Annotated in this window: 15 protein-coding genes and 1 pseudogene; 7 read left to right on the top strand and 9 right to left on the bottom strand. The window is 72.5% G+C overall.

Annotated elements, in window-relative coordinates:
- The first annotated feature begins 406 nt into the window (after nt 1-406).
- Nucleotides 407-907 (top strand): GNAT family N-acetyltransferase, encoded by a 501-nt coding sequence (locus tag ABZV34_RS06985; protein ID WP_356272053.1) that lies wholly within the window; start codon nt 407-409, stop codon nt 905-907.
- A 246-nt stretch (nt 908-1,153) separates the two neighbouring features.
- On the opposite strand, the gene ABZV34_RS06980 is transcribed toward ABZV34_RS06985, so the two are convergent.
- Nucleotides 1,154-1,558 carry a hypothetical protein gene (locus ABZV34_RS06980; RefSeq protein ID WP_356272051.1) on the bottom strand — a complete coding sequence of 135 codons (405 nt, stop codon included), beginning with the start codon at nt 1,556-1,558 and terminating at the stop codon, nt 1,154-1,156.
- Between the two features lie 274 nt (nt 1,559-1,832).
- On the opposite strand from ABZV34_RS06980, the gene ABZV34_RS06975 reads away from it, so the two are divergent.
- Nucleotides 1,833-4,007, top strand: coding sequence for a serine/threonine-protein kinase (locus ABZV34_RS06975; RefSeq protein WP_356272049.1), 2,175 nt, complete (start codon nt 1,833-1,835; stop codon nt 4,005-4,007).
- Between the two features lie 151 nt (nt 4,008-4,158).
- Here ABZV34_RS06975 and ABZV34_RS06970 read toward each other — a convergent pair whose 3' ends face one another.
- The gene (locus ABZV34_RS06970; protein ID WP_356272359.1) at nt 4,159-5,157 is read right to left on the bottom strand and encodes a hypothetical protein; all 999 of its coding nucleotides are present in this window, start codon (nt 5,155-5,157) and stop codon (nt 4,159-4,161) included.
- 265 nt (nt 5,158-5,422) lie between these two features.
- Nucleotides 5,423-5,653, bottom strand: a pseudogene (locus tag ABZV34_RS06965) (helix-turn-helix transcriptional regulator); the annotation flags it as partial.
- Nucleotides 5,654-5,973: 320 nt separating this feature from the next.
- Here ABZV34_RS06965 and ABZV34_RS06960 point away from each other — a divergent pair.
- The 4 genes from ABZV34_RS06960 to ABZV34_RS06945 all read left to right on the top strand — a co-directional run bounded on the left by ABZV34_RS06960 (nt 5,974) and on the right by ABZV34_RS06945 (nt 9,795).
- Nucleotides 5,974-6,519, top strand: a complete 546-nt coding sequence (locus ABZV34_RS06960) for a DUF4232 domain-containing protein (protein WP_356272047.1) — start codon at nt 5,974-5,976, stop codon at nt 6,517-6,519.
- A gap of 247 nt (nt 6,520-6,766) precedes the next feature.
- The gene (locus tag ABZV34_RS06955) at nt 6,767-7,540 is read left to right on the top strand and encodes a polysaccharide deacetylase family protein (protein ID WP_356272338.1); all 774 of its coding nucleotides are present in this window, start codon (nt 6,767-6,769) and stop codon (nt 7,538-7,540) included.
- A 271-nt stretch (nt 7,541-7,811) separates the two neighbouring features.
- On the top strand, nt 7,812-8,618 hold the full coding sequence (locus tag ABZV34_RS06950) for a hypothetical protein (protein ID WP_356272337.1): 807 nt from the start codon (nt 7,812-7,814) through the stop codon (nt 8,616-8,618).
- Nucleotides 8,619-8,799: 181 nt separating this feature from the next.
- Nucleotides 8,800-9,795 (top strand): NAD-dependent epimerase/dehydratase family protein, encoded by a 996-nt coding sequence (locus tag ABZV34_RS06945; RefSeq protein WP_356272045.1) that lies wholly within the window; start codon nt 8,800-8,802, stop codon nt 9,793-9,795.
- A 93-nt stretch (nt 9,796-9,888) separates the two neighbouring features.
- Here ABZV34_RS06945 and ABZV34_RS06940 read toward each other — a convergent pair whose 3' ends face one another.
- The 5 genes from ABZV34_RS06940 to ABZV34_RS06920 all read right to left on the bottom strand — a co-directional run bounded on the left by ABZV34_RS06940 (nt 9,889) and on the right by ABZV34_RS06920 (nt 15,277).
- Entirely contained in the window at nt 9,889-10,920 is a 1,032-nt protein-coding gene (locus ABZV34_RS06940) for a chitinase (protein ID WP_356272043.1), read from the bottom strand.
- Between the two features lie 333 nt (nt 10,921-11,253).
- Nucleotides 11,254-12,000, bottom strand: coding sequence for an anti-sigma factor (locus ABZV34_RS06935; protein WP_356272041.1), 747 nt, complete (start codon nt 11,998-12,000; stop codon nt 11,254-11,256).
- Nucleotides 11,997-12,581 (bottom strand): sigma-70 family RNA polymerase sigma factor, encoded by a 585-nt coding sequence (locus ABZV34_RS06930; protein ID WP_356272039.1) that lies wholly within the window; start codon nt 12,579-12,581, stop codon nt 11,997-11,999. The genes ABZV34_RS06935 and ABZV34_RS06930 overlap by 4 nt, the downstream gene beginning before the upstream one ends.
- A 207-nt stretch (nt 12,582-12,788) precedes the next feature.
- Nucleotides 12,789-13,451, bottom strand: a complete 663-nt coding sequence (locus ABZV34_RS06925) for a fasciclin domain-containing protein (protein ID WP_356272037.1) — start codon at nt 13,449-13,451, stop codon at nt 12,789-12,791.
- A 167-nt stretch (nt 13,452-13,618) separates the two neighbouring features.
- Complete coding sequence (locus ABZV34_RS06920) at nt 13,619-15,277, bottom strand: molybdopterin-dependent oxidoreductase (RefSeq protein ID WP_356272035.1); 1,659 nt, start codon at nt 15,275-15,277, stop codon at nt 13,619-13,621.
- A gap of 340 nt (nt 15,278-15,617) precedes the next feature.
- On the opposite strand from ABZV34_RS06920, the gene ABZV34_RS06915 reads away from it, so the two are divergent.
- Complete coding sequence (locus tag ABZV34_RS06915; protein ID WP_356272033.1) at nt 15,618-16,427, top strand: L,D-transpeptidase family protein; 810 nt, start codon at nt 15,618-15,620, stop codon at nt 16,425-16,427.
- Here the strand turns inward: ABZV34_RS06915 and ABZV34_RS06910 are convergent.
- Nucleotides 16,417-17,955, bottom strand: a complete 1,539-nt coding sequence (locus ABZV34_RS06910; RefSeq protein WP_356272031.1) for a hypothetical protein — start codon at nt 17,953-17,955, stop codon at nt 16,417-16,419. The two genes, ABZV34_RS06915 and ABZV34_RS06910, sit on opposite strands and share 11 nt — an antisense overlap.
- Between the last annotated feature and the right edge of the window lie 63 nt (nt 17,956-18,018).

Below are 18,018 nucleotides of genomic sequence, written 5' to 3'. Positions count from 1 at the left end.
AGTGGTGCGCGGCCGGCGCTGGCAGGTCACTTCGTGGCCATCGGCAAAGCCCGACCGTCGGTTGGGTCCCGGACGAATCTCCGGGCCGCCCCCAGACAGGCCGGGGATGAAGCCATCCCTTCAGAGCTGGAACCCCCGGAAGCCGACCGCGCGCTTGAGACCATAGGCGCGGCCACTGACAACGGACCGGCCGGCGATCGACCGTTGGCCGTGGCCGGTCGGCCCGCACCACAACCGCACCAGTTCGAGCGGGGAATGGCAGTGGCTCACGGGGAACCACCTCAGGGTCCGGGTGTCCGCACAGGTCGGAGCCATGGAGCCCGCGCGGGCGCCGTCACTCCTGGGGCTGCCCGCCGCTGATGGAAACTCAGGTGGCTTCGGTACGCCGTCTGGATAGAGTTGCGCCGTGAGCGAGCTGAAGCTGCTGGATGCCGGACATGCCCCGGCGGTCCTGGCCTTCGAGGTGGCGAACCGTGCCTACTTCGCTGCCTCGGTATCCGACCGGGGCGACGAGTTCTACGACCGGTTCGCCGACCGGCACAGCGCCTTGCTGGCTGAGCAGGAGGCCGGCGTCTGCGCCTTCTACGTGCTGGTCGCCGAGGACGGCTCGGTTCTGGGCCGGTTCAACCTGTACGACTTCGAGGACGGCGCTGCCCGTCTTGGCTACCGGGTCGCGCAGCACGTCGCCGGCCACGGCGTGGCGACCGCGACCGTCCGGGAGTTGTGCCGGCTGGCGGCGGCGCGGCACGGGCTGCGCACACTGCGGGCGGCCGCCGCCCACGCCAATGCCGCGTCCCAGAAGGTGCTGGCCAAGGCTGGGTTCGTCCCGGTCGGACCGGCCGACCCGGCTGCCCTCGGCGGTGAGTCGGGCACCTGGTATCAGTGCGACCTGGCACTCCAGCCGTAGATCGAGATTCTGCCGGTGGACCGGCCGCGGGACGACTGCGGCCACCGTGGGTCATGGGCGTGTGAGGATTGAAGATCATGGGGTGGCCGCAGGTCACAGCGTAGATCCTGCTCGCTGACAAGAGGCGTTCGAGGGCCTGGCGGGACGGATTGCGGGCCGGTACGAGCGGGTCGGACCTCGTCGGATCCATGCCGGAGGCCGGTCCACGAGATGCCGCGGCGAAGTACGGCAGACCGTGCCCGGACGTCAGTGGCCCGAGGGCCGCCCGCCCCGTCGTTTCGCGGAGGCGATCACGGAGACGACGGCGGTCGCGACGAGACTTCCCGTCATCACCAACCCCACGCCGACCATGAAGAGGCCGCTGGAGTCGTCCGACCAGTCCTCATAGGCGGCGACGGTGAGGCCGGCCGTGGTGCCGAGCACAGCGCCCGCGACGTAGCGCCGGGATGCCGCCCAGTACACCGGTGCCGGCAGAGTCAGCACCAGTCCGATCACCTGCCACGCCGCGTACGGACCGGTCGTCGTGCCGTCAGGTTGGACGTCACGATGCTGGTCCCAGCCCAGCCAGGCAGCCCACGCCGCCAGCGACACTCCGGCCAGCAGGAGGATCGACACCAGTTGGGGAACAGTTTTCCGTGGTCGTTGAGACATGGCCCAAGCGTTCCCGCTCACTCCATCGCCGGCCAGAGCGCACGTACTCAGCTCCGCCCGAGTACATCGGCCGTGGACGGTTCGAACATCGCAAGAGGGCCGGCGGTCCCGTCAGCCGCCCCCGCGGTCCTCCATTCCACGGATGAGCCCTCGCACGGCTCGTGCTCAGGGGCTCAGGGACGCCGGTGCGTGACAGGCGCGGCTCCGTTTCCGGGGCGGCAAGCCCTACTCTGATCCCCGTGAGGCAGGCAGGCGCTGGAAAGGGTGATCGGCGATGACGCCCCTGAGCACCGGGGACCCGGAGTCCATAGGCGGGTACACCCTTCTCGGTCGGCTCGGGGCGGGCGGCATGGGAGTCGTCTATCTGGGAGTCTCCGCCTCGGGACGGCAGGTCGCGGTCAAGGTCGTGCGCGGGCCGTACGCCCAGGAGGAGGAGTTCCGGACGCGCTTCCGGCAGGAGATCGAGGCGGCGCGCAGAGTGAGCGGCGCCTTCACCGCTCCTGTCGTGGACGCCGACCCGGACGCCGACCAGCCGTGGATGGCGACGCTCTACGTGCCGGGGATCAGCCTTGCCGAAGTCGTGCAGAGGGACGGCCCGCTGAGCCAACGGGAACTGCGCGCGCTGGGGCTGGGGCTCACCGAGGCGCTGCGCGACATCCAGCGGGCGGGCCTGGTGCACCGGGACCTCAAACCGGGCAACGTCCTGATGACGGAGGACGGGCCGCGCGTCATCGACTTCGGCATATCGCGGGCCTCCGACCACCAGAGCCTCACCACGACCGGGCGGATGATCGGCACTCCGCCCTTCATGTCACCGGAACAACTGGCCGCTCCGCGGGACGTCACCCCGGCCTCGGACGTGTTCTCACTGGGGTCGCTGCTGGTGTTCGCGGCCGTCGGCACGGGACCGTTCGACGCCGACAGCCCTTACATAACGGGCTATCAGGTGGTGTTCGGGACCCCGGACCTCGGCGGCGTGCCGGAAGCGCTTCTGGGCATTGTCGAGCGTTGCCTGGACAAGGACCCGGCCGCACGGCCGGAACTGACGGACATCCACCGCATGCTCCAGGCGCTGCCGGAATCCGACGCCACCGGGTCCCCGAAGACCGGGCAGTCCGCGAGACCCCGGCGCCGCCCCGTTTCCCGGAGCGCGGCCACCACCTCCACGGGCGCCGCGACCGGCACCGGCACCGGCACCGGCACCGGCACCGGCAGGAAACGCCGAGCCCGGACGCTGCTCACCGCCCTCGGTGCGGTGCTGGCCGTCACGGGGCTGGGTATCGGGGTGGGTGCCTTCGTATCCGATGCGGACACCGCCACCGCCACCACCTCGGCCACCGCCTCGGCCACCGCCCGGGCCGCGTCACTGCCCGGCGGCTGGCGGCCGTGGCGGACGAAGCTGCGGTACGACGTGAAGGGCGTCCCTCTCGACTACGACAGTCCTGGATGCGTGGCGGAGGGAAGCGCCCTGTTCTGCGGCGGTACGGGTTTCACGGCCGCCAGGATCGACGCGGCCTCCGGCCGCACCCTGTGGCGGACCGGCACCCGCCCTCAGGGGGCGCGGCCGGCCGGCGTTCGCGACGGGCTGGTCTACATGTACGAGGAACCGGACGACGAGACCAGGCGCGTGGTGGCCCTCGACGCCGGTACCGGGCACCGGCGGTGGCAACGCGGCATCAGTCCGTCCGAGGATGCGGTCCTGTACGACGGCGGACTGCTGACCCTGTCCCCCGACTCCTCGTCCTTCGTGGCGTACGGGGCTTCCGGCAAGGAACTGTGGCAGGCGCCCTCGCTGGACGAGTACTGCACCCCGTCGGCGCTGGGAGGCGTCCCCTACGCCCTGTGCTCGGCGGGCACCGAGCCCGGCCGGACCCCGGTCGAGCTGATGAAGCTCGGACCCGGCAGCCTGACCGAGACGGCCACCCTGCCCAGGAAGGCGCAAGCGCTCGGCGCTGTCGGCGGGCAGCCCCTGTTCCTCGCCCCCCAGACCGCGAAGGACGTGTACGAAGCCGGGTACGAACGTCCGTACAACGCGCTGCTGCGGGTGGCCCCGGAAACCGGGCGGGTCAGACGGATACCGCTGGACCGTCCGCTGACCGGCGCGGCCACCCTTGTGGACGGCGTCGTCTACTTCGTCCGGTCCGACGGTTCGGTCACCGCGGTGTCGGCGGACAGCGGCGAACAGCTCTGGCAGAAGAAGACGGACATGGAGAGTCTGTCCGCGCCCGCGGTGTCGGCGACGTACAAGCGGGTCTATTTCTCCAACCGCTTCGGCCGTCTGCTGGCACTGGACAGCCGCACCGGAGCGGAGGTCTGGCGCACCTCCGCACTGGACGACCCCGGGGACAAGGTGCAGAGCTACCCGCCGCGAGTGCTGCTCGTCAAGGACGCGATCGTGGCGACGGCCGGCGACACGGCCTTCTCCCGGAGCCCTGACGGGTCCACCTGACGAGTCCACCTGACGGGAGTGTCCCGCCCTGACCACGGCGTCCGCGAGTTCGCCGAGGCCGGGGCGTGAGTTCGCCACCTGCTGCCGGCGTGCGTCCTTCCGGACCCGGCCGCCGCGCGGGTGACACCCGGGTGCGGGTGCCGTGGCTCGGTCAGTTCCCCTCCACGCCGAACCATTCGCTGCCGCCGACCGGGTACTCGTAGACGGGACGGCCCTGACTGCCACTGGTACGGAACGGTCTGCCGTGGTCGTCGACGCGTACCGTCCCCTGCCGGCCGCCGCTGGACCACTGCAGCTCCACGTACCAGTGCACGTCGTGGGTACGGGCGTGGGCGGTGATGTACAGCACCTCGGGGTCGGACCGGCTGACCTTGTAGGGGACACCGCGCTGGCCGGCCTTCGGCACGAGGGCGGGGTGACCGGCGTCGAGGTCCGTGTCGAACGACCTCGTCTCCACGCCTCCGCCGCAACCCGACGACCCCAGGTACGCGTTCCAGGCCGGGGGCGGGCCGGAGTCGGCCACCCGGACGTGCAGGGACTCGATGACGACGGTTTCGTCCCCGGTGCCCTGAACGGTCAGCGCCACCCGCTGCCCGTCGGCGGCGATGGCGCCGTGCGCCTTCACCCAGCCCGGCACGTCCTGCCCCATCACCGGCGGCGAGACTTCGCCGGGAGGCCGGTCGATCAGGTACTTACCCTCGCACTGCGGGTCGTCCCAGGCATAGGTGCGGGTGGCCACCGTGAGCGGGACCCGGACGCTGTCGTGGGCGCGGCCCGGGTCCGTGCCACGTGCCGACGGCCGGGCGTCGGACGCCCCGGAGGCCGGGGCCGTGGCAGGGGCCGGAGGGCGGCTCGCACGCGCGGCAGGGGAGGCGGGCGGCGAGGCGTGCGTCGTCGCGGACGCGGAGGGCAGTCGTCCGGCGGAGGTCACGGTGCCGGCCGGCCCGCCCTTGTCCCGCGGGTCCGTCCCCAGGCCCCACGGGCCGAAAGTGAGCGCGACGGACGCCGCGACGACGACCGCGGTGCTCGCCGCGACAAGGGGCCACCGTCCGCGCGCGGTCCGGACGAGGGTCGGCGTGCGCCGGACCAGGACGGCCGTCTCCGGCGACGGTTCGACGCCGGACGTCCACCCGTCCCCGGGCTCGCTCATGGATGCGGGCGAGCCGGCGGACGCGGTGGGCGGTACGGGGGCGGGTGCGGCCGGCGGTCCCTCTACGGATGCGGCCGGCGGTCCGAGTACGGATGCGGGCGGCGATGTGAGGGCCGGTGCGGGTGGGGTGTCCGACGTGGCATCCGGCCGGGGTCGCTCGGTGCGTTCCCGCGTGGGGCGTTGCCGCGGCGCCGACTCCGGCGCAGACGCTCCGGCCCGGTCCGCGGGGTCCGGTCCCGGGTCGGCTGCCCTGCCGGGTCCGTTCTCGTGCCGCGTCGGCCAGGGCCCAGCGCCGGTGCAGCTCGATCAGTTCTTCCGGAGTCGCCCTGCACACCCGGCCGAAGCGGGCGAGGGCCGCGTTGTCGACCGGCACCCCCTCCCCCTTGCAGTACCGGTGCAGCGTCGAGGTGCTCATGTGCGCCCGCTTCGCCAGAGCCTCGTAACTCAGCCCGGACCGCTGCTTCAACTCGCGCAGCAGCGCCGCGAAATCAGCGATCTCCTCAGCCGCCCCCACCCGTCCCCCATCCCGTCAGGCCTCCCAGGAAGGTCATGTCTTCCCAGGTCACAGCAGTTCGCGCATCCCAGCGTCCCAAAAACCCCGACGGAACGGCGGATGGAACGCTGCATGGCACAGGCTTGGGCCATCCAAGCACGGCACCTCGCCGGACTCGGCGATCGGTCCCGCTCAACTCCACTTGCGTGGCCCGCACTTCCAGCGCGCCCCACACCTCACGCGGTACGACCAGGGCAGGACCGGCCTCCACCGCCCACAACCGGAAGATCATCTTCCTGGTGTTCAGAGAAAGCAGTCCCTTCATGCGTGTCACCACTCGTTCCGTCTCCCGAGCCGCCGCCTCGTCGATGGTCGTCGCCTCCCTCGCGCTCGTCGGCCTCCAGGCCGCCGGGCAGACCGCCTCGGCCGCCACCGCCAAGGCGTCCCCGGTGGTGACCTGCACCACCGCGAACACCGCCCTGACCGTCACCGAGGTGTCCCGCCCGATCAACCACCTGCTGCTCAAGGCGACCAACACCGGCACCAAGCCCTGCTACGCCTACAGCGCCCCCTTCCTGAGGGCCGGCGCCGACGCCCAGGCACCGCTGGCGTGGGCCGAGGAGACCACGCCGCAGGCCGTGGTGACGCTCAAGCCCGGCCAGTCCGCGTACGCGGGCATCACGACGTACTCCCCCGACGGCGAAGGGGGCAGTGCCACGAAGACCCTGGGCGTGTTCTTCAGCGACAAGAAGGGCGGAGCGATCAACAAGGAGAAGACCCTGAAGCTGCCGCACGGCGGTGTCTTCTTCAACAGCGCCGCCGTCGTCACCTACTGGCAGGACAACCCGGCGGACGCGCTCGCCTGGTAGCCGTCACGGCATCACGGCGCCCCGGCATCACGGCGTCACGCACGCGCCGTCCCCCGCACCGATGAGTCCCCCAGGTCCGCGCCCTGGGGGACTTCCGCCGTCCTGGTCCGGCCCGGTTGTCCGTGAATTCCCCCGGGATTGTCCGTGATCGGTAACGGACGCATCCCGTGACCGGAATCCGTCGTCCTGCCAAGTGGTCGCGACGCGACCGGGGATCGACGGGGCACTGGGCGAGAGCGGGGCGGACATGGCGCGGCACGGCGGAACGCGGGGCTGGTACGGCAAGGTGGTCGGGGCGGCACTCGGGGTGACGGTGTTCGCCGTAGGTGCCTCGATGTGGACCGCGCAGGCCGGCGCCGTGGGCAGCCCCTCGTCGAAGGCGACCGCGCCGGCCGCGCCGCGCAGTGACGTCAGGACGGTGGCGATGACCATCGCGCACGCCTCGGACAAGGGGGCGCACGGCGTCAACATCACCATCGACGACGGTCCCGACCCCGTCTGGACGCCCCAAGTGCTCGATGTGCTGCGGGAGTACGGGGTGAAGGCCACGTTCTGCATGGTGGGGACGCAGGCGCAGGCCCACCCGGACCTCGTGAAGAAGGTGGTCGCGGCCGGGCACCGGCTCTGCGACCACACGGTGTCGCACGACACCGCGATGGACAAGAAGTCCCCGGCCTACCGGTCACAGCAGATACTCGGCGCCGAAAGCATGATCACCAAGGCGTCCGGGGGCGTCCGGCCGATGTACTACCGGGCCCCCGGCGGCGCCTTCACTCCCGACAGCCGCAAGCTTGCCGCTTCCCGGGGCATGCGCCCGCTGGGCTGGAACGTGGACACCAAGGACTTCGAGCGGCCGGGCGTGGACGCCATCGTCGCCACCGTCCAGCACGAGCTCCCCAACGGGCCGACGCTTCTCTTCCACGATGCGGGAGGCGACCGCTCCCAGACCGTCGAAGCGCTGCGCCGGGTCCTGCCCTGGCTCAAGCAGCAGGGCTACTCCTTCGGCTTCCCCGTGCGCTGACCCACCGGAGCCCTCGGAATCACCAAAACCTCCGGCCCAGGCGCCGGGTACACCCCTGGCTCGTGCTCCCTCGCGTACCCCCGCAAGGCGGCCCGTCGTCCAACCGCCCTCCGCAGCCGAAGTGTTGCTGTGTCACGACGCTGCCACGGCGGTGTCCGGAAGGAACGACGGGCGTGACCTGCGGACCTGGGCAGCCCTCATAGTCGGCACAGAGCGGGAGACCGGCAACGCCGTCGGCTCCCCACCGTCCCGCCGGAAGGAACCTCCCGTGATGAACCGCCACCTGCGCAAGGCCGTCTTCGCCTCCGTCGCGATCACCGCCGGGCTGCTGATGACGGCGTGCCAGAGCGGCACCGACGCCCACTCCTCCGGCAAGAACGGAACGGGCGCGACGGCCGTCGCGGAGAAGGTCTCGAACGCCAAGAACGCCAAGAACTCGACCAGCTCCAAGGGCGTCAGCGGCTCGTTCAAGAACGGCAAGGTCAGCTACCTCGCCCCCGGCAAGTACATAGTGTCCGCGCCGGGCAGGCAGGACCAGGAGTTCTGGGTGGCCGACGACACCGAGGTCTACGGCACCGGCACGATCTGCGGCGAGGCGGGGGCCAAGGTGGACGCGCCGTGCACGCTGGACCAGTTGGAGGCGGCGACCAAGAAGGCCGCGGTGGGCGCGGACGTGCAGATGAAGAACGGTGTCGCGACCCTGGTGACCGAGCGGCGCGCCGCCCAGCAGGGCTCGGGATCCGGCTCCGACTCCGGCTCCGGCTCCGACTCTCGCGACACCGCCGTCGAGGGCATCAACCAGGGCAAGGGCGTCAACGGCACCTGGTTCGGCAACGTCTCCTTCCTGGCTCCGGGCAAGTACACGGTCTCCGACATGAAGGGCGTCGAGCAGCAGTTCCTCGTCGCCGAGGACACCGAGATCGTGGGGTACGACGACATCTGCGGTGCCGCGGGCGGAGCCGGCCAGGACGGCACCCAGTGCACCGAGGACGAGCTGGAGACGGCCGCCAAGAAGGGCTTCGGCGCCGAGGTCGTGGTCAGCAACGGCATCGCGACCAGCATCCGCGACGACCACTGAGCGCGGAGGCGTCTCCCGATCCGGACGAACGAGCCGTCCGCCACGGAGCCGTCCCGGCCGATCGTGATGAGCCCGAGCGGCGGCCAGAGCACGGTCCGACGGTCGGACGAGGTCTTACGGAGCGGTGACATGCCCGGCGCGGCGCCGTGACGACGCAGGTCCGGGGCCTAGCGTGCGCAGCATGCGTGTACTGGTCACCGGCGGTGCCGGGTTCATCGGGTCCCATGTCGTCGAGGCGCTGGCGCGAGACGGCCACGAACCCGTCGTGTTCGACCTGCGCGACGGTCTGGACGTACGCGACGCCGGGGCGGTGGAGTCCGCGCTGCCGGGCGTGGACGCCGTGTGCCATCAGGCGGCGATGGTCGGGCTGGGAACGGGGTTCGGCGACGCGGTGGAGTACGTGTCGCGCAACGACCTCGGTACGGCGGTACTGCTGACCGCCATGGCGGAGGCGGGAGTACGGCGGCTCGTGCTCGCCGGTTCGATGGTGGTGTACGGGGAGGGGCGGTACGCGTGCGAGTGGCACGGGGTGGTGCGGCCGGGACCCCGGACCGTGGCCGACCTGGACGCGGGACGGTTCGAACCCCGGTGCCCGCGGTGCGGAGAGGAACTGACCCCGGGGCTCGTCGGCGAGGACGCGCCGGCCGACCCCCGCAACGTGTACGCGACGACCAAGCTGGCCCAGGAGCATCTGGCGGCGGCCTGGGCCCGGGCCACGGGCGGCTCGGCGGTGTCGCTGCGCTATCACAACGTCTACGGCCCCGGGATGCCGCGCGACACCCCGTACGCGGGCGTCGCCTCCTTCTTCCGGTCCGCCCTCGCCCACGGCCGGGCCCCGCGCGTCTTCGAGGACGGGGGACAGCGGCGGGACTTCGTGCACGTACGGGACGTGGCCGCGGCCAACGTGGCCGCGCTCACGTCCGGATCCCGGGACGGCGCGCTGACCACGTACAACACCGGCAGCGGGGAGCCTCACACGGTCGGGGCGATGGCACGCGCGCTGGCCTTTGCGTACGGCGGGCCCGAACCCGTGGTGACCGGCGAGTACCGCCTCGGGGACGTGCGCCACATCACGGCGGACTCCTCCCGTCTCCGCGCCGAACTCGGCTGGAAGGCCGAGGTCGGATTCGAGGAGGGGATGCGGGAGTTCGCCACGGCGAAGCTCCGAGGGGAGTGACACCCCTCGGCCTCGCCGTGCGGACCCCGGTGGCCGTCCGGCGTCCGACGGCACGCCCCGGCATCCCCGACACCCCCGGCACGCCCCGGACGGTCAGTGGACGCCGCGCGTGAACCGTTCGAAGACGTGGCTGAAGTACCAGGTGTCCTGGGCGATTCCGGAGCAGGCGTTGGCGCCCGCGGTGCCCACGCAGCCGCCGTTGTCACGCTGGAGGGCCCAGAAGGAGAGTGTGTTGATGCCCCTGGCGGCGGCCCACTTCTCGACCGCGACGGCGTCCTGGGCCGTGAAGGTCTCCTCGGGTCCGTAGTCGTCGATGCCGGGCATCTCGGTGACGCCGATCGTGTGCCACAGCTTCGCCGGGGACTTCTCCGGGTGCAGCGCGGCCAGTTGGTCGTGCAGTCCGGTCGCGGCCGTCCTGGTGTCGGCCGCCATGTCGTGGGTGGCGCCGTCCCAGTAGTCGAAGGTCATGATGTTGACGACGTCCACGCGGGCGCCGTTGTCGACCGCGTTGCGCAACAGGGCCACCCCGCTGGGCGCGAGACCGTTCGCGAAGGTGGGCAGCGTGTAGGAGAACTGCACGTGGTGGCGGGTGCGTTCGGCCCAGCGCTGGACCTTGGCGATGGCCTTGTTGCGGCGGTCGATCCCGGCGGTGTTGTTGATCGAGTCGGCCTCGATGTCGAGGTCGATACGGGTGACGCCGTACGTCGTGACGAGGCTCTCGTACACCTTGGCGATGGCGTCCACGCTGGTGCAGCTGTCGGCGAGTTCGGTGCCGGTGGTGTCGGCGCTGTAGCCGCCGAAGGACGGGATGACGTTGCCGCCGCGGGCCTGGATCCGGGCGATGTCCGCGCCGAAGGACGCCTTGTCGATCGGCTGGGCGGTGGCGCCGTTCCAGTACGCGGTGCACGAGCCCGGCGCGTCCGTCTGGAGGAAGGCCATCGTGAGGTACTTGTTGCCCGACGCGGCGGCGAGCGCAGCGGGACTCTCGCCGGTCCACGCCTCGAAGTAAGGCGCCGCCACGTGCGCGGGGAGCGGCTTCGGGACGTGCGAGCGGGCCGGCGCCGCGGCCAGCGCGCCGCCTCCGCCGAGGGCGACCAGCCCGGCGGACAGGGCGGTCACGGTCATGCAGGACAGCAAGGCGCGAAGCGGACCAGGTCGTCTCATTGACGCTCCCATGGTGGAAAAAGCAGGCGGGATGAGCGGAAGGGCATCACCGCGGGAGCCTGCCGGGACGGTGCGCGCCGGAGGGCTCCCGCTGGACCAGGAACGAACAACGAACAGCGACCATCGTTGGACTAGACCAATCAACTGTCAAGGTTCTTTACGGTGAACTGACCCGAACCGCGGGGGCGATGCTCCCGACCCGCGGGGGTGACACCCCCGGACCGCGGACGTCACGGCGCCCCCTCGCCCGCACGCGGACGACTCGGCTCCGCACCTGGACGGTCGACTCCGCGCTCAGACGGGCAGCTCCATGAGGGCGACCGGCGCCGAGGTCGGGCGGGCCGAACCACCGGCCGGTTCCACCGTGATGCCCACCGCCGAGGCCCCGCCGGGCGAACCGTCCAACAGCACGGCCTGCGTGGCCCGGTGGGAGTCCATCAGCCCGGCCGGCCGCATGGTTCCCGAGTCGTCGAACCAGAGCTGGTAGACCTTGCCGCGGGGCGGCACAGCCATCCCGGAGGCCACGAAGGCCGCCTGGTCGCGGCTCCTGGAGACGAGGAGCGTGCCCGCCGCCCCGTCCGACAGGCGTACGTGGCGGGATGCGACGTCGGGCGCCGAGAGGACCGCCGCGAGGTCGTCCGCCCGCTGCCGGGCCGCGCTCGCCCGCCGACCCGCGTCGTCGGCCCTGGTGTGCTGCCAGACCGTGGTCCCGGCGAGCCCCGCGGCGGCCGCGACGCAGGCGGCCAGTGCCCAGCGTCCGAGCCGCCGGGTGAGCGCGCGGGACGGAGCGGGCAGGCGTACCCGCGGAACGTCCTGGCGGACGGCGAGGACCCGGGCCATGACCCGTGCCTTCATCGCGGGGTGCGGCGGAGCGGCGGCGGCGAGCCCCAACCGCGCCGCGGCGGCGGTCAGTTCGGCCACCTCGGCGGCGCAGGCCGCGCATGCGGCGAGGTGTTCCTCGAACTCGGCGCGCTCCTGGTCCGGGAGGGCGTGCAGGGCGTACGCACCCGTCAGGGTGTGCAGGTCGGCGGTGGTCGTCATGCGCTCACTCCCAGGCAGTCACGCAGTCGGATGAGACCGTCGCGCAGACGGGTCTTGACCGTCCCCAGCGGCACGGACAGTTGGGCGGCCACCTCGCGGTAGGTCAGTCCCCGGTAGTAGGCGAGCGTCACGGACTGGCGCTGCAGTTCCGTGAGGGTGCGCAGGCAGCGGCGTACCCGCTCGCGTTCGAGCCGGATCTCGACCTGCTCGGCCACCTCGTCGTACTCGGGCAGCCGGTCGAGCAGCGCCGCCCGGTGGTCCCGGGCGGCCGTGGCCTCGGCGAAGCGGACCCGGTCCACGGCACGGCGATGGGCCAGGGTGAGCACCCAGTTGACGGCGGTGCCGCGCGCCGCCTCGAAGCGGGGCGCGGTGCGCCACACCTCGACCAGGACGTCCTGGGTGACCTCCTCGGACTGGGCCCGGTCGCGCAGCACCGCGCGCACCACGCCGAGCACCGGGCCGGCGACGGCGTCGTAGAGGCCGGCGAAGGCCTGCTCGTCGCCGCAGGCCACGGACCGCATCAACGCTTCCAGGTCGGGACGCCGGGACGGGTCGCTCCCGATGTACACGGCTTCTTTCACTTGGCCATCCTTCGGAGCACGCGGACACGCGGACACGCGGACGGGTGGACACGCGGACGGGAGTCCGGGTGGCCGGGACGGTCGTCCGGCCCGGCCACCCATCCGCTCCTCCCCGTCACGGGAGTCGTGGTGCGGTGCCGGCCGGCCGACGTCGGCTCCTCGGCATACGTGCGCCGACGTCGGCTCTTCGGCATCGCTTCCCCGGCGTCAGCTCTTGGGCATCAGCACGGTGTCGACGATGTACACGTTGGCGTTAGCGGTCTTGACGTTGCCGCAGACGACCTTGGAGGCGTCGTTGACCGTGTAGGACTCGCCGGAGCCCGCGGTGGCCAGCTTGGACTTCTCCAGCGTGGCGTAGGAGCCGCTCTCCAGGTCCTTGGGGGCGAGCTTCTGGCCCACGACGTGGTACGTGAGGATCTTCGTCAGCTGCGCCTTGTCGGCCAGGACCTTGTCCAGGGTCGCCTTCGGGATCTTCGCGAAGGCGTCGTTGGTCGGCGCGAACACCGTGATGTTCTGGGCGCTGTTGAGCGTGTCGACCAGACCGGCCTTCTTCACCGCGGCGACCAGCGTGGACAGGGCCGGGTTGTTGGACGCGGCGGTCGCCACCGGGTCCTTGGACATGCCGTCGAAGGAGCCCGCGCCGTTCTTCGGCACCGTGGCGCAGCCCGGCCCGAAGGGCTGCTCGGCGCCGGCCATGCCGTCGGAGCCGGTGGTGGCGCTGTCGGTCGCGGTGTCGCTCGCGGCGGTCGAGGACTTCCCGTTGTCGGAGGAGGCGCTGTCCTTGCCGCTGTCGGAGCAGGCGCTCAGGGCGAGGGGCAGAACGGCGGCCGCGGCGACGGCGAGGGCGGTACGGCGGAAACGGGTGTTCATGGAGTTCTCCTAGGACGACGCAGCGGGAGCTGCGTTCAAGGGGGGAAATTCGAAGGGATGGAGGCAGGTCGAGGGGATGGGGACGGAGGGAGGCCGGGGCGTCCGGATGGGGGGAGCGCGCCGGTGCTTCCGTACGGGTGCCGGTGCGGCGGCTCGGTGGGGGTCGCTCAGTCGACGGTCACCACCACCGAGTGCCGGCCGCTGGCGCCGTCCGGGATGGTCCGGGCGCGCAGCGCGGTCTGTACCTGGCCGGTGCCGTCGGTGGCCCGGACGGTCAGCGTGTGGCCGCCCTTGGTGGCCTGCCAGGGAAAGGACCACTGCCGCCAGGTGTCGACGGTGTCCTCGGCGGCGAGACGGGCCTGCTGCCAGGGTCCGTCGTCGACCCGCACCTCCACCTCGCGGATGCCGCGGCGCTGGGCCCAGGCGACGCCGGCGACCATCACCGTGCCCGCCCGGGGACGGGCGAACGGCTTGGGCGTGTCGATGCGGGACTGGGTCTTGACCGGTGCCCGGCGCGCCCACTTCCGCTTCACCCAGTACGGGTCGTAGGCGTCGAAGGTGGTGAGCTCGATGTCCTGGATCCACTTGCAGGCGGAGACGTAGCCGTAGAGGCCGGGCACCACCATGCGCACCGGGAAGCCGTGTTCGAAGGGCAGCGGCCGGCCGTTCATGCCGAAGGCGAGCAGGGCGTCCCGGCCGTCCATCACGTCGTCGACCGGGCTTCCGATCGTCATGCCGTCGACCGAGCGGGCGACCAGCTGATCGGCCGGACCGCCCTTCGAGGGGGGCCTCACCCCGCACTCGGCCAGCAGATCCGCCAGCGGCACCCCGATCCAGCGCGCGTTGCCCACGTAGGGGCCGCCGACCTCGTTGGACACGCAGGTCAGCGTGATGTCCCGCTCGATCGCCGCACGGCGCAGCAGGTCGTCGAAGGAGAGCGACACCGGACGGGTCACTCCCTTGCCGTGGATGCGCAGCCGCCAGGTGGTGGCGTCGACCTTGGGCACGACCAGGGCGGTGTCGACCCGGTAGAAGTCCTTGGTCGGCGTCACGAACGGACCGATGCCGGGAACCCGCAGCCGCGCGCCTGCGGGCACGGGGGTGGCCGGGGAGCCCGGCGCGGGCAGCAGCACGCCGGCGCGGGAGGCCACCGCGTCGCGGCCGCGGCTGCCGTTCAGCGACCGGCCCAGCGCTCCGGCGCCGGTCGACGCCGCCGCGGCCGCGGTGGCCGCCACCAGAAAGCCGCGCCGGTCCCAGCCGGGTTCCCCCGGCGTGGCGGCCGGGCCGACGGTGTCGTCGGCCGCCACGGGACGGTCCGCGCCCGGCCGGCCCGCCGGCGCGGCGTCGAGGGGCCAGGTCACGGCCGGACGGCCGGTCAGCCCGTACAGCAGCAGCCCGCCCGCCAACGCGCCCGCCACGGACGGCAGGGCGTCGGCCGCGCCCGTGGAATCCGGACGGCTGAGCGCGGCCGCCGCGCCGACGACGCCGAATACGAGTACTCCGGCGGACCCGGTCCCGCGGTGGGCGAGAGCGAGAAGGCCGAGCAGGACCGCAAGGACGGCGAGCACGGCGAGAATTCCGAGTTGCAGAACGAGTTTGTCGTCCGTGCCGAAATGACGGATCGCCCAGTCCTTCACGGGCGCCGGGGTCCGGTCGATCGCCGCCGACCCGACGGCCACGACCGGGCCGGCCTGTGGCCGCACGAACGCGGACACCAGCTCGGCGAACGCCAGCGCCGCGTAACCGGCCAGCAGCCCGCTCAGCGCGGCCCGTGCCCGCCGCACCCACCGGATGCCGCGCCTGGACGTACTCGGTTCTTGTCTCACGGCCGGAATCCGAAGCAGGACAGTGCCGCGGATTGGTCACTCACCACATCGGAGGAATTTTCGTTTCCGACCAATCCGCGCCGCGTTCGGCTTCGAATAAAGAGCCACGGAAGTGCCACGAAAGAGCCACGCGGGTGCCGCGAATGGGCCGCACGGGAGCCGCGAATGAGCCGCGGGATTCGCCGGAAAAGCGCGTGGTGAATACGGACAGGGCGTCATGTGCGGACGCCGCAGCGGTCAAAGACCCTCACGGCGGTGTACGGGGGCGGGGCCCGGGGCCCGGTCGCACTTCTCCGGCCTGCTGACCACTTCCTCACATGTCCCGTCCAGCATGATGATCATGTCTTTCTCCCTCAACCGCACGGCCGGTGTCCGCCCGGGGCTGTCCGCGGTGGTCCTGGTCCTGTCCGTCGCCCTCACCGGATGCGGGGGCGGAACCGGTTCCGCGGGCGGAGCACGGTCGTCGGCCGTCGGCGCGGATACCCCGGCCGTCGCGTCCGGCACGACGCAGGCCCGGCCCTCGCGGCCGTCCGCGGACACCGGAGCGTCCGGCAGCGCCGACTCGGCGCGGCTGCCGGGCCTGGGCCCCCGTACCCTGGCCGCCATTCCCGCGACGGCGCGACAGGTCGTCCTGGTCACCGGCCGCGGCAGGAACTCCCCGCTCTCGACGGTGGTGCTGTACCGGCGTACGGACGCGGGCTGGGCACCGGGAGCCGAGTGGCCCGCCCACAACGCGCTCAGGGGCTGGACGGACGACCACCACGCCGGTGATCTCCGGTCCCCCATGGGCGTGTTCGCCCTCACGGACGCCGGAGGGCTGCTGGCCGACCCCGGCAGCAAGCTGCCGTACGACCGGTCGGGGGGCTTCACCACCGTCGGCACCGGCTTCGAGGGCGAACCGCTCGTGGGCTCCTTCGACTACGTGGTCGCGATCAACTACAACCGCGAGCCCGGCACTTCACCTCTCGACTGGACCCGCCCGCTCGGCGCGGGGCGCGGCGGCGGCATCTGGCTGCACGTGGACCACGGCGGCCCGACGCACGGCTGCGTCAGCCTCGCCCAGGGGCACATGAAGGAACTCCTGCTCACGCTCGACCCCGCCCGGCATCCCGTGGTCGTCATGGGCGACGCGACGTCCCTCACCCGCTGACCCCGGGACCACAACCGGACGGGGCTCCCTCCGCCCGAGGCCGGCCGGGGTGCGCCGGGCGGATTCTCAGGGGCGTTTCGAGGGTCTTCTCGGTCAGGGGGTCGAGGAGTTTGGCGGGACCGGGCGGGGAAGCGGTGCGCGGGGCGTCCAGGGTCCGCCGGGTCTGCGAGGCGCTGGGGGCCGGCGGAGTGCTCCGGGCGCCGGGGGTGCTCGGGGCGCCCGGACTCCGCGGCGAGTCCCGCGGGTTCGGAATGTGCGGGGTGTGCGGGACGCCGGGCGCGGGGTGTTCCGGCACGGCGGCGGCGGGCTCTTCGCGGGTGCGTCCGCCCGTGGGAGGGGTTCCGATCAGGGACCGGTACGTCGCCGGGTGGACGACGAAGAACATCATCGCGGCGTGCAGCGGGGCCAGCAGGGGAGCCGTCAGCCGTTCCGTACGGCTCAGACCGGGCCGCAGGACCGCGTACAGCAGCGCCTCGGCCAGTGTGAACACCCCGACGGCCGCCAGGGCGTGGAGGAGGAGGCTTGCGGAGCCGGTGCGCAGGGCGTCGGCCACCAGGCCGAGGGACAGGAGGGGCAGCAGGGCCCCCGCGCCCAGCTCGACCAGCCGGGCGGTCCTGGCGGACGCCGGCAGGGCGAGGAGTTCCCAGGGGACCAGGCGCCGGACCGCCCTCGCCCGGCTCAACTGCTGCCGGTAGGTGTCCCCGAGGGTGCCGGGCGCGTCGGCGGTGACGTAGGCGCGTGGCACGGAGACCACCCGCCCACGTGAGCGGGCGTAGCCGCACAGCTGGCGGTCGTCGTCGCCCCCGTCGCCGCCCGAGGCCACGTAGTGCTCCAGATGGTCGGACAGGACCGGCGCCCGGTACAGCGAGAGGCCGCCCGGGGCCGGGCGTGCCGCTCCCACGGCGGAGCGCAGTCCGCGGCCGAGCACGCACAGGACGAACAGCCTCAGGTCCGCCAGACGGGCCGTGAGCCCCGCCCGGCGGTCCCGGGTGAGAACGGTTCCGGTGCAGGCCTGGACGCGGGGATCCTTCAGGACGCGCAGCATCTGCCACACCGCGTCCCTGTGGACCTCGGAGCCGGCCTCCACGGTGAGGACGTAGTCGAACGGCTCCCCGCGGTCGCGCAGTTGCCGGATCACCGCGGCGCGGGCCGCGCGCCTGCCGCCGCCGGGCAGCCGGTGCCAGGTGACCGAGGGATGGTCGAAAGGAGCGACGGGGACGGCCGGTCCGTCGTCGACGACATGGACGGCGTCGACCGGCCGGGACTGGCCGGTCAGCGAGCGGACGGTCGCGTACAGAGGCTCGTCGGCACCCCCGGCGCCGCCGCCTTCGCCCCCCGCCCCTTCGGCCCCCGCGCCCTCGCCGCCGCCCTCGCCTCCGCCCGGGTCCTCGCCGACACGCACGGAGACGATCGCCACCACGCGTCCCGGCGCGGCGCGCTTGTGTCTGCTCCCCGTCGGGAGGGCGGTGAGAGCCGTGCCGAGCAGGACGGACACCGCCAGCAGGACGGGCCATGACTCAGTCGGCATGCCGCTTCTTCCCCGCGGCGCGGCGGTGGCCCAACCCGCCCGCGATGATCAGCACGACAGCGA

This window comes from Streptomyces sp. NPDC005195, from assembly GCF_040608315.1.
GTDB classification, from domain to species: domain Bacteria; phylum Actinomycetota; class Actinomycetes; order Streptomycetales; family Streptomycetaceae; genus Streptomyces; species Streptomyces kaempferi.
The sequence above is the reverse complement of the archived record's forward strand: the minus strand, read 5'-3'. Positions and strand labels throughout refer to the sequence as shown.

Coding starts and splice junctions, on each gene's coding strand:
- ABZV34_RS06925 (WP_356272037.1), bottom strand. CDS start 13,451: ATGAACACCCGTTTCCGCCGTACCGCCCTCGCCGTCGCCGCGGCCGCC.
- ABZV34_RS06975 (WP_356272049.1), top strand. CDS start 1,833: ATGACGCCCCTGAGCACCGGGGACCCGGAGTCCATAGGCGGGTACACC.
- ABZV34_RS06980 (WP_356272051.1), bottom strand. CDS start 1,558: ATGTCTCAACGACCACGGAAAACTGTTCCCCAACTGGTGTCGATCCTC.
- ABZV34_RS06935 (WP_356272041.1), bottom strand. CDS start 12,000: ATGACGACCACCGCCGACCTGCACACCCTGACGGGTGCGTACGCCCTG.
- ABZV34_RS06910 (WP_356272031.1), bottom strand. CDS start 17,955: ATGCCGACTGAGTCATGGCCCGTCCTGCTGGCGGTGTCCGTCCTGCTC.
- ABZV34_RS06945 (WP_356272045.1), top strand. CDS start 8,800: ATGCGTGTACTGGTCACCGGCGGTGCCGGGTTCATCGGGTCCCATGTC.
- ABZV34_RS06960 (WP_356272047.1), top strand. CDS start 5,974: ATGCGTGTCACCACTCGTTCCGTCTCCCGAGCCGCCGCCTCGTCGATG.
- ABZV34_RS06915 (WP_356272033.1), top strand. CDS start 15,618: ATGTCTTTCTCCCTCAACCGCACGGCCGGTGTCCGCCCGGGGCTGTCC.
- ABZV34_RS06970 (WP_356272359.1), bottom strand. CDS start 5,157: ATGAGCGAGCCCGGGGACGGGTGGACGTCCGGCGTCGAACCGTCGCCG.
- ABZV34_RS06955 (WP_356272338.1), top strand. CDS start 6,767: ATGGCGCGGCACGGCGGAACGCGGGGCTGGTACGGCAAGGTGGTCGGG.
- ABZV34_RS06950 (WP_356272337.1), top strand. CDS start 7,812: ATGAACCGCCACCTGCGCAAGGCCGTCTTCGCCTCCGTCGCGATCACC.
- ABZV34_RS06940 (WP_356272043.1), bottom strand. CDS start 10,920: ATGACCGTGACCGCCCTGTCCGCCGGGCTGGTCGCCCTCGGCGGAGGC.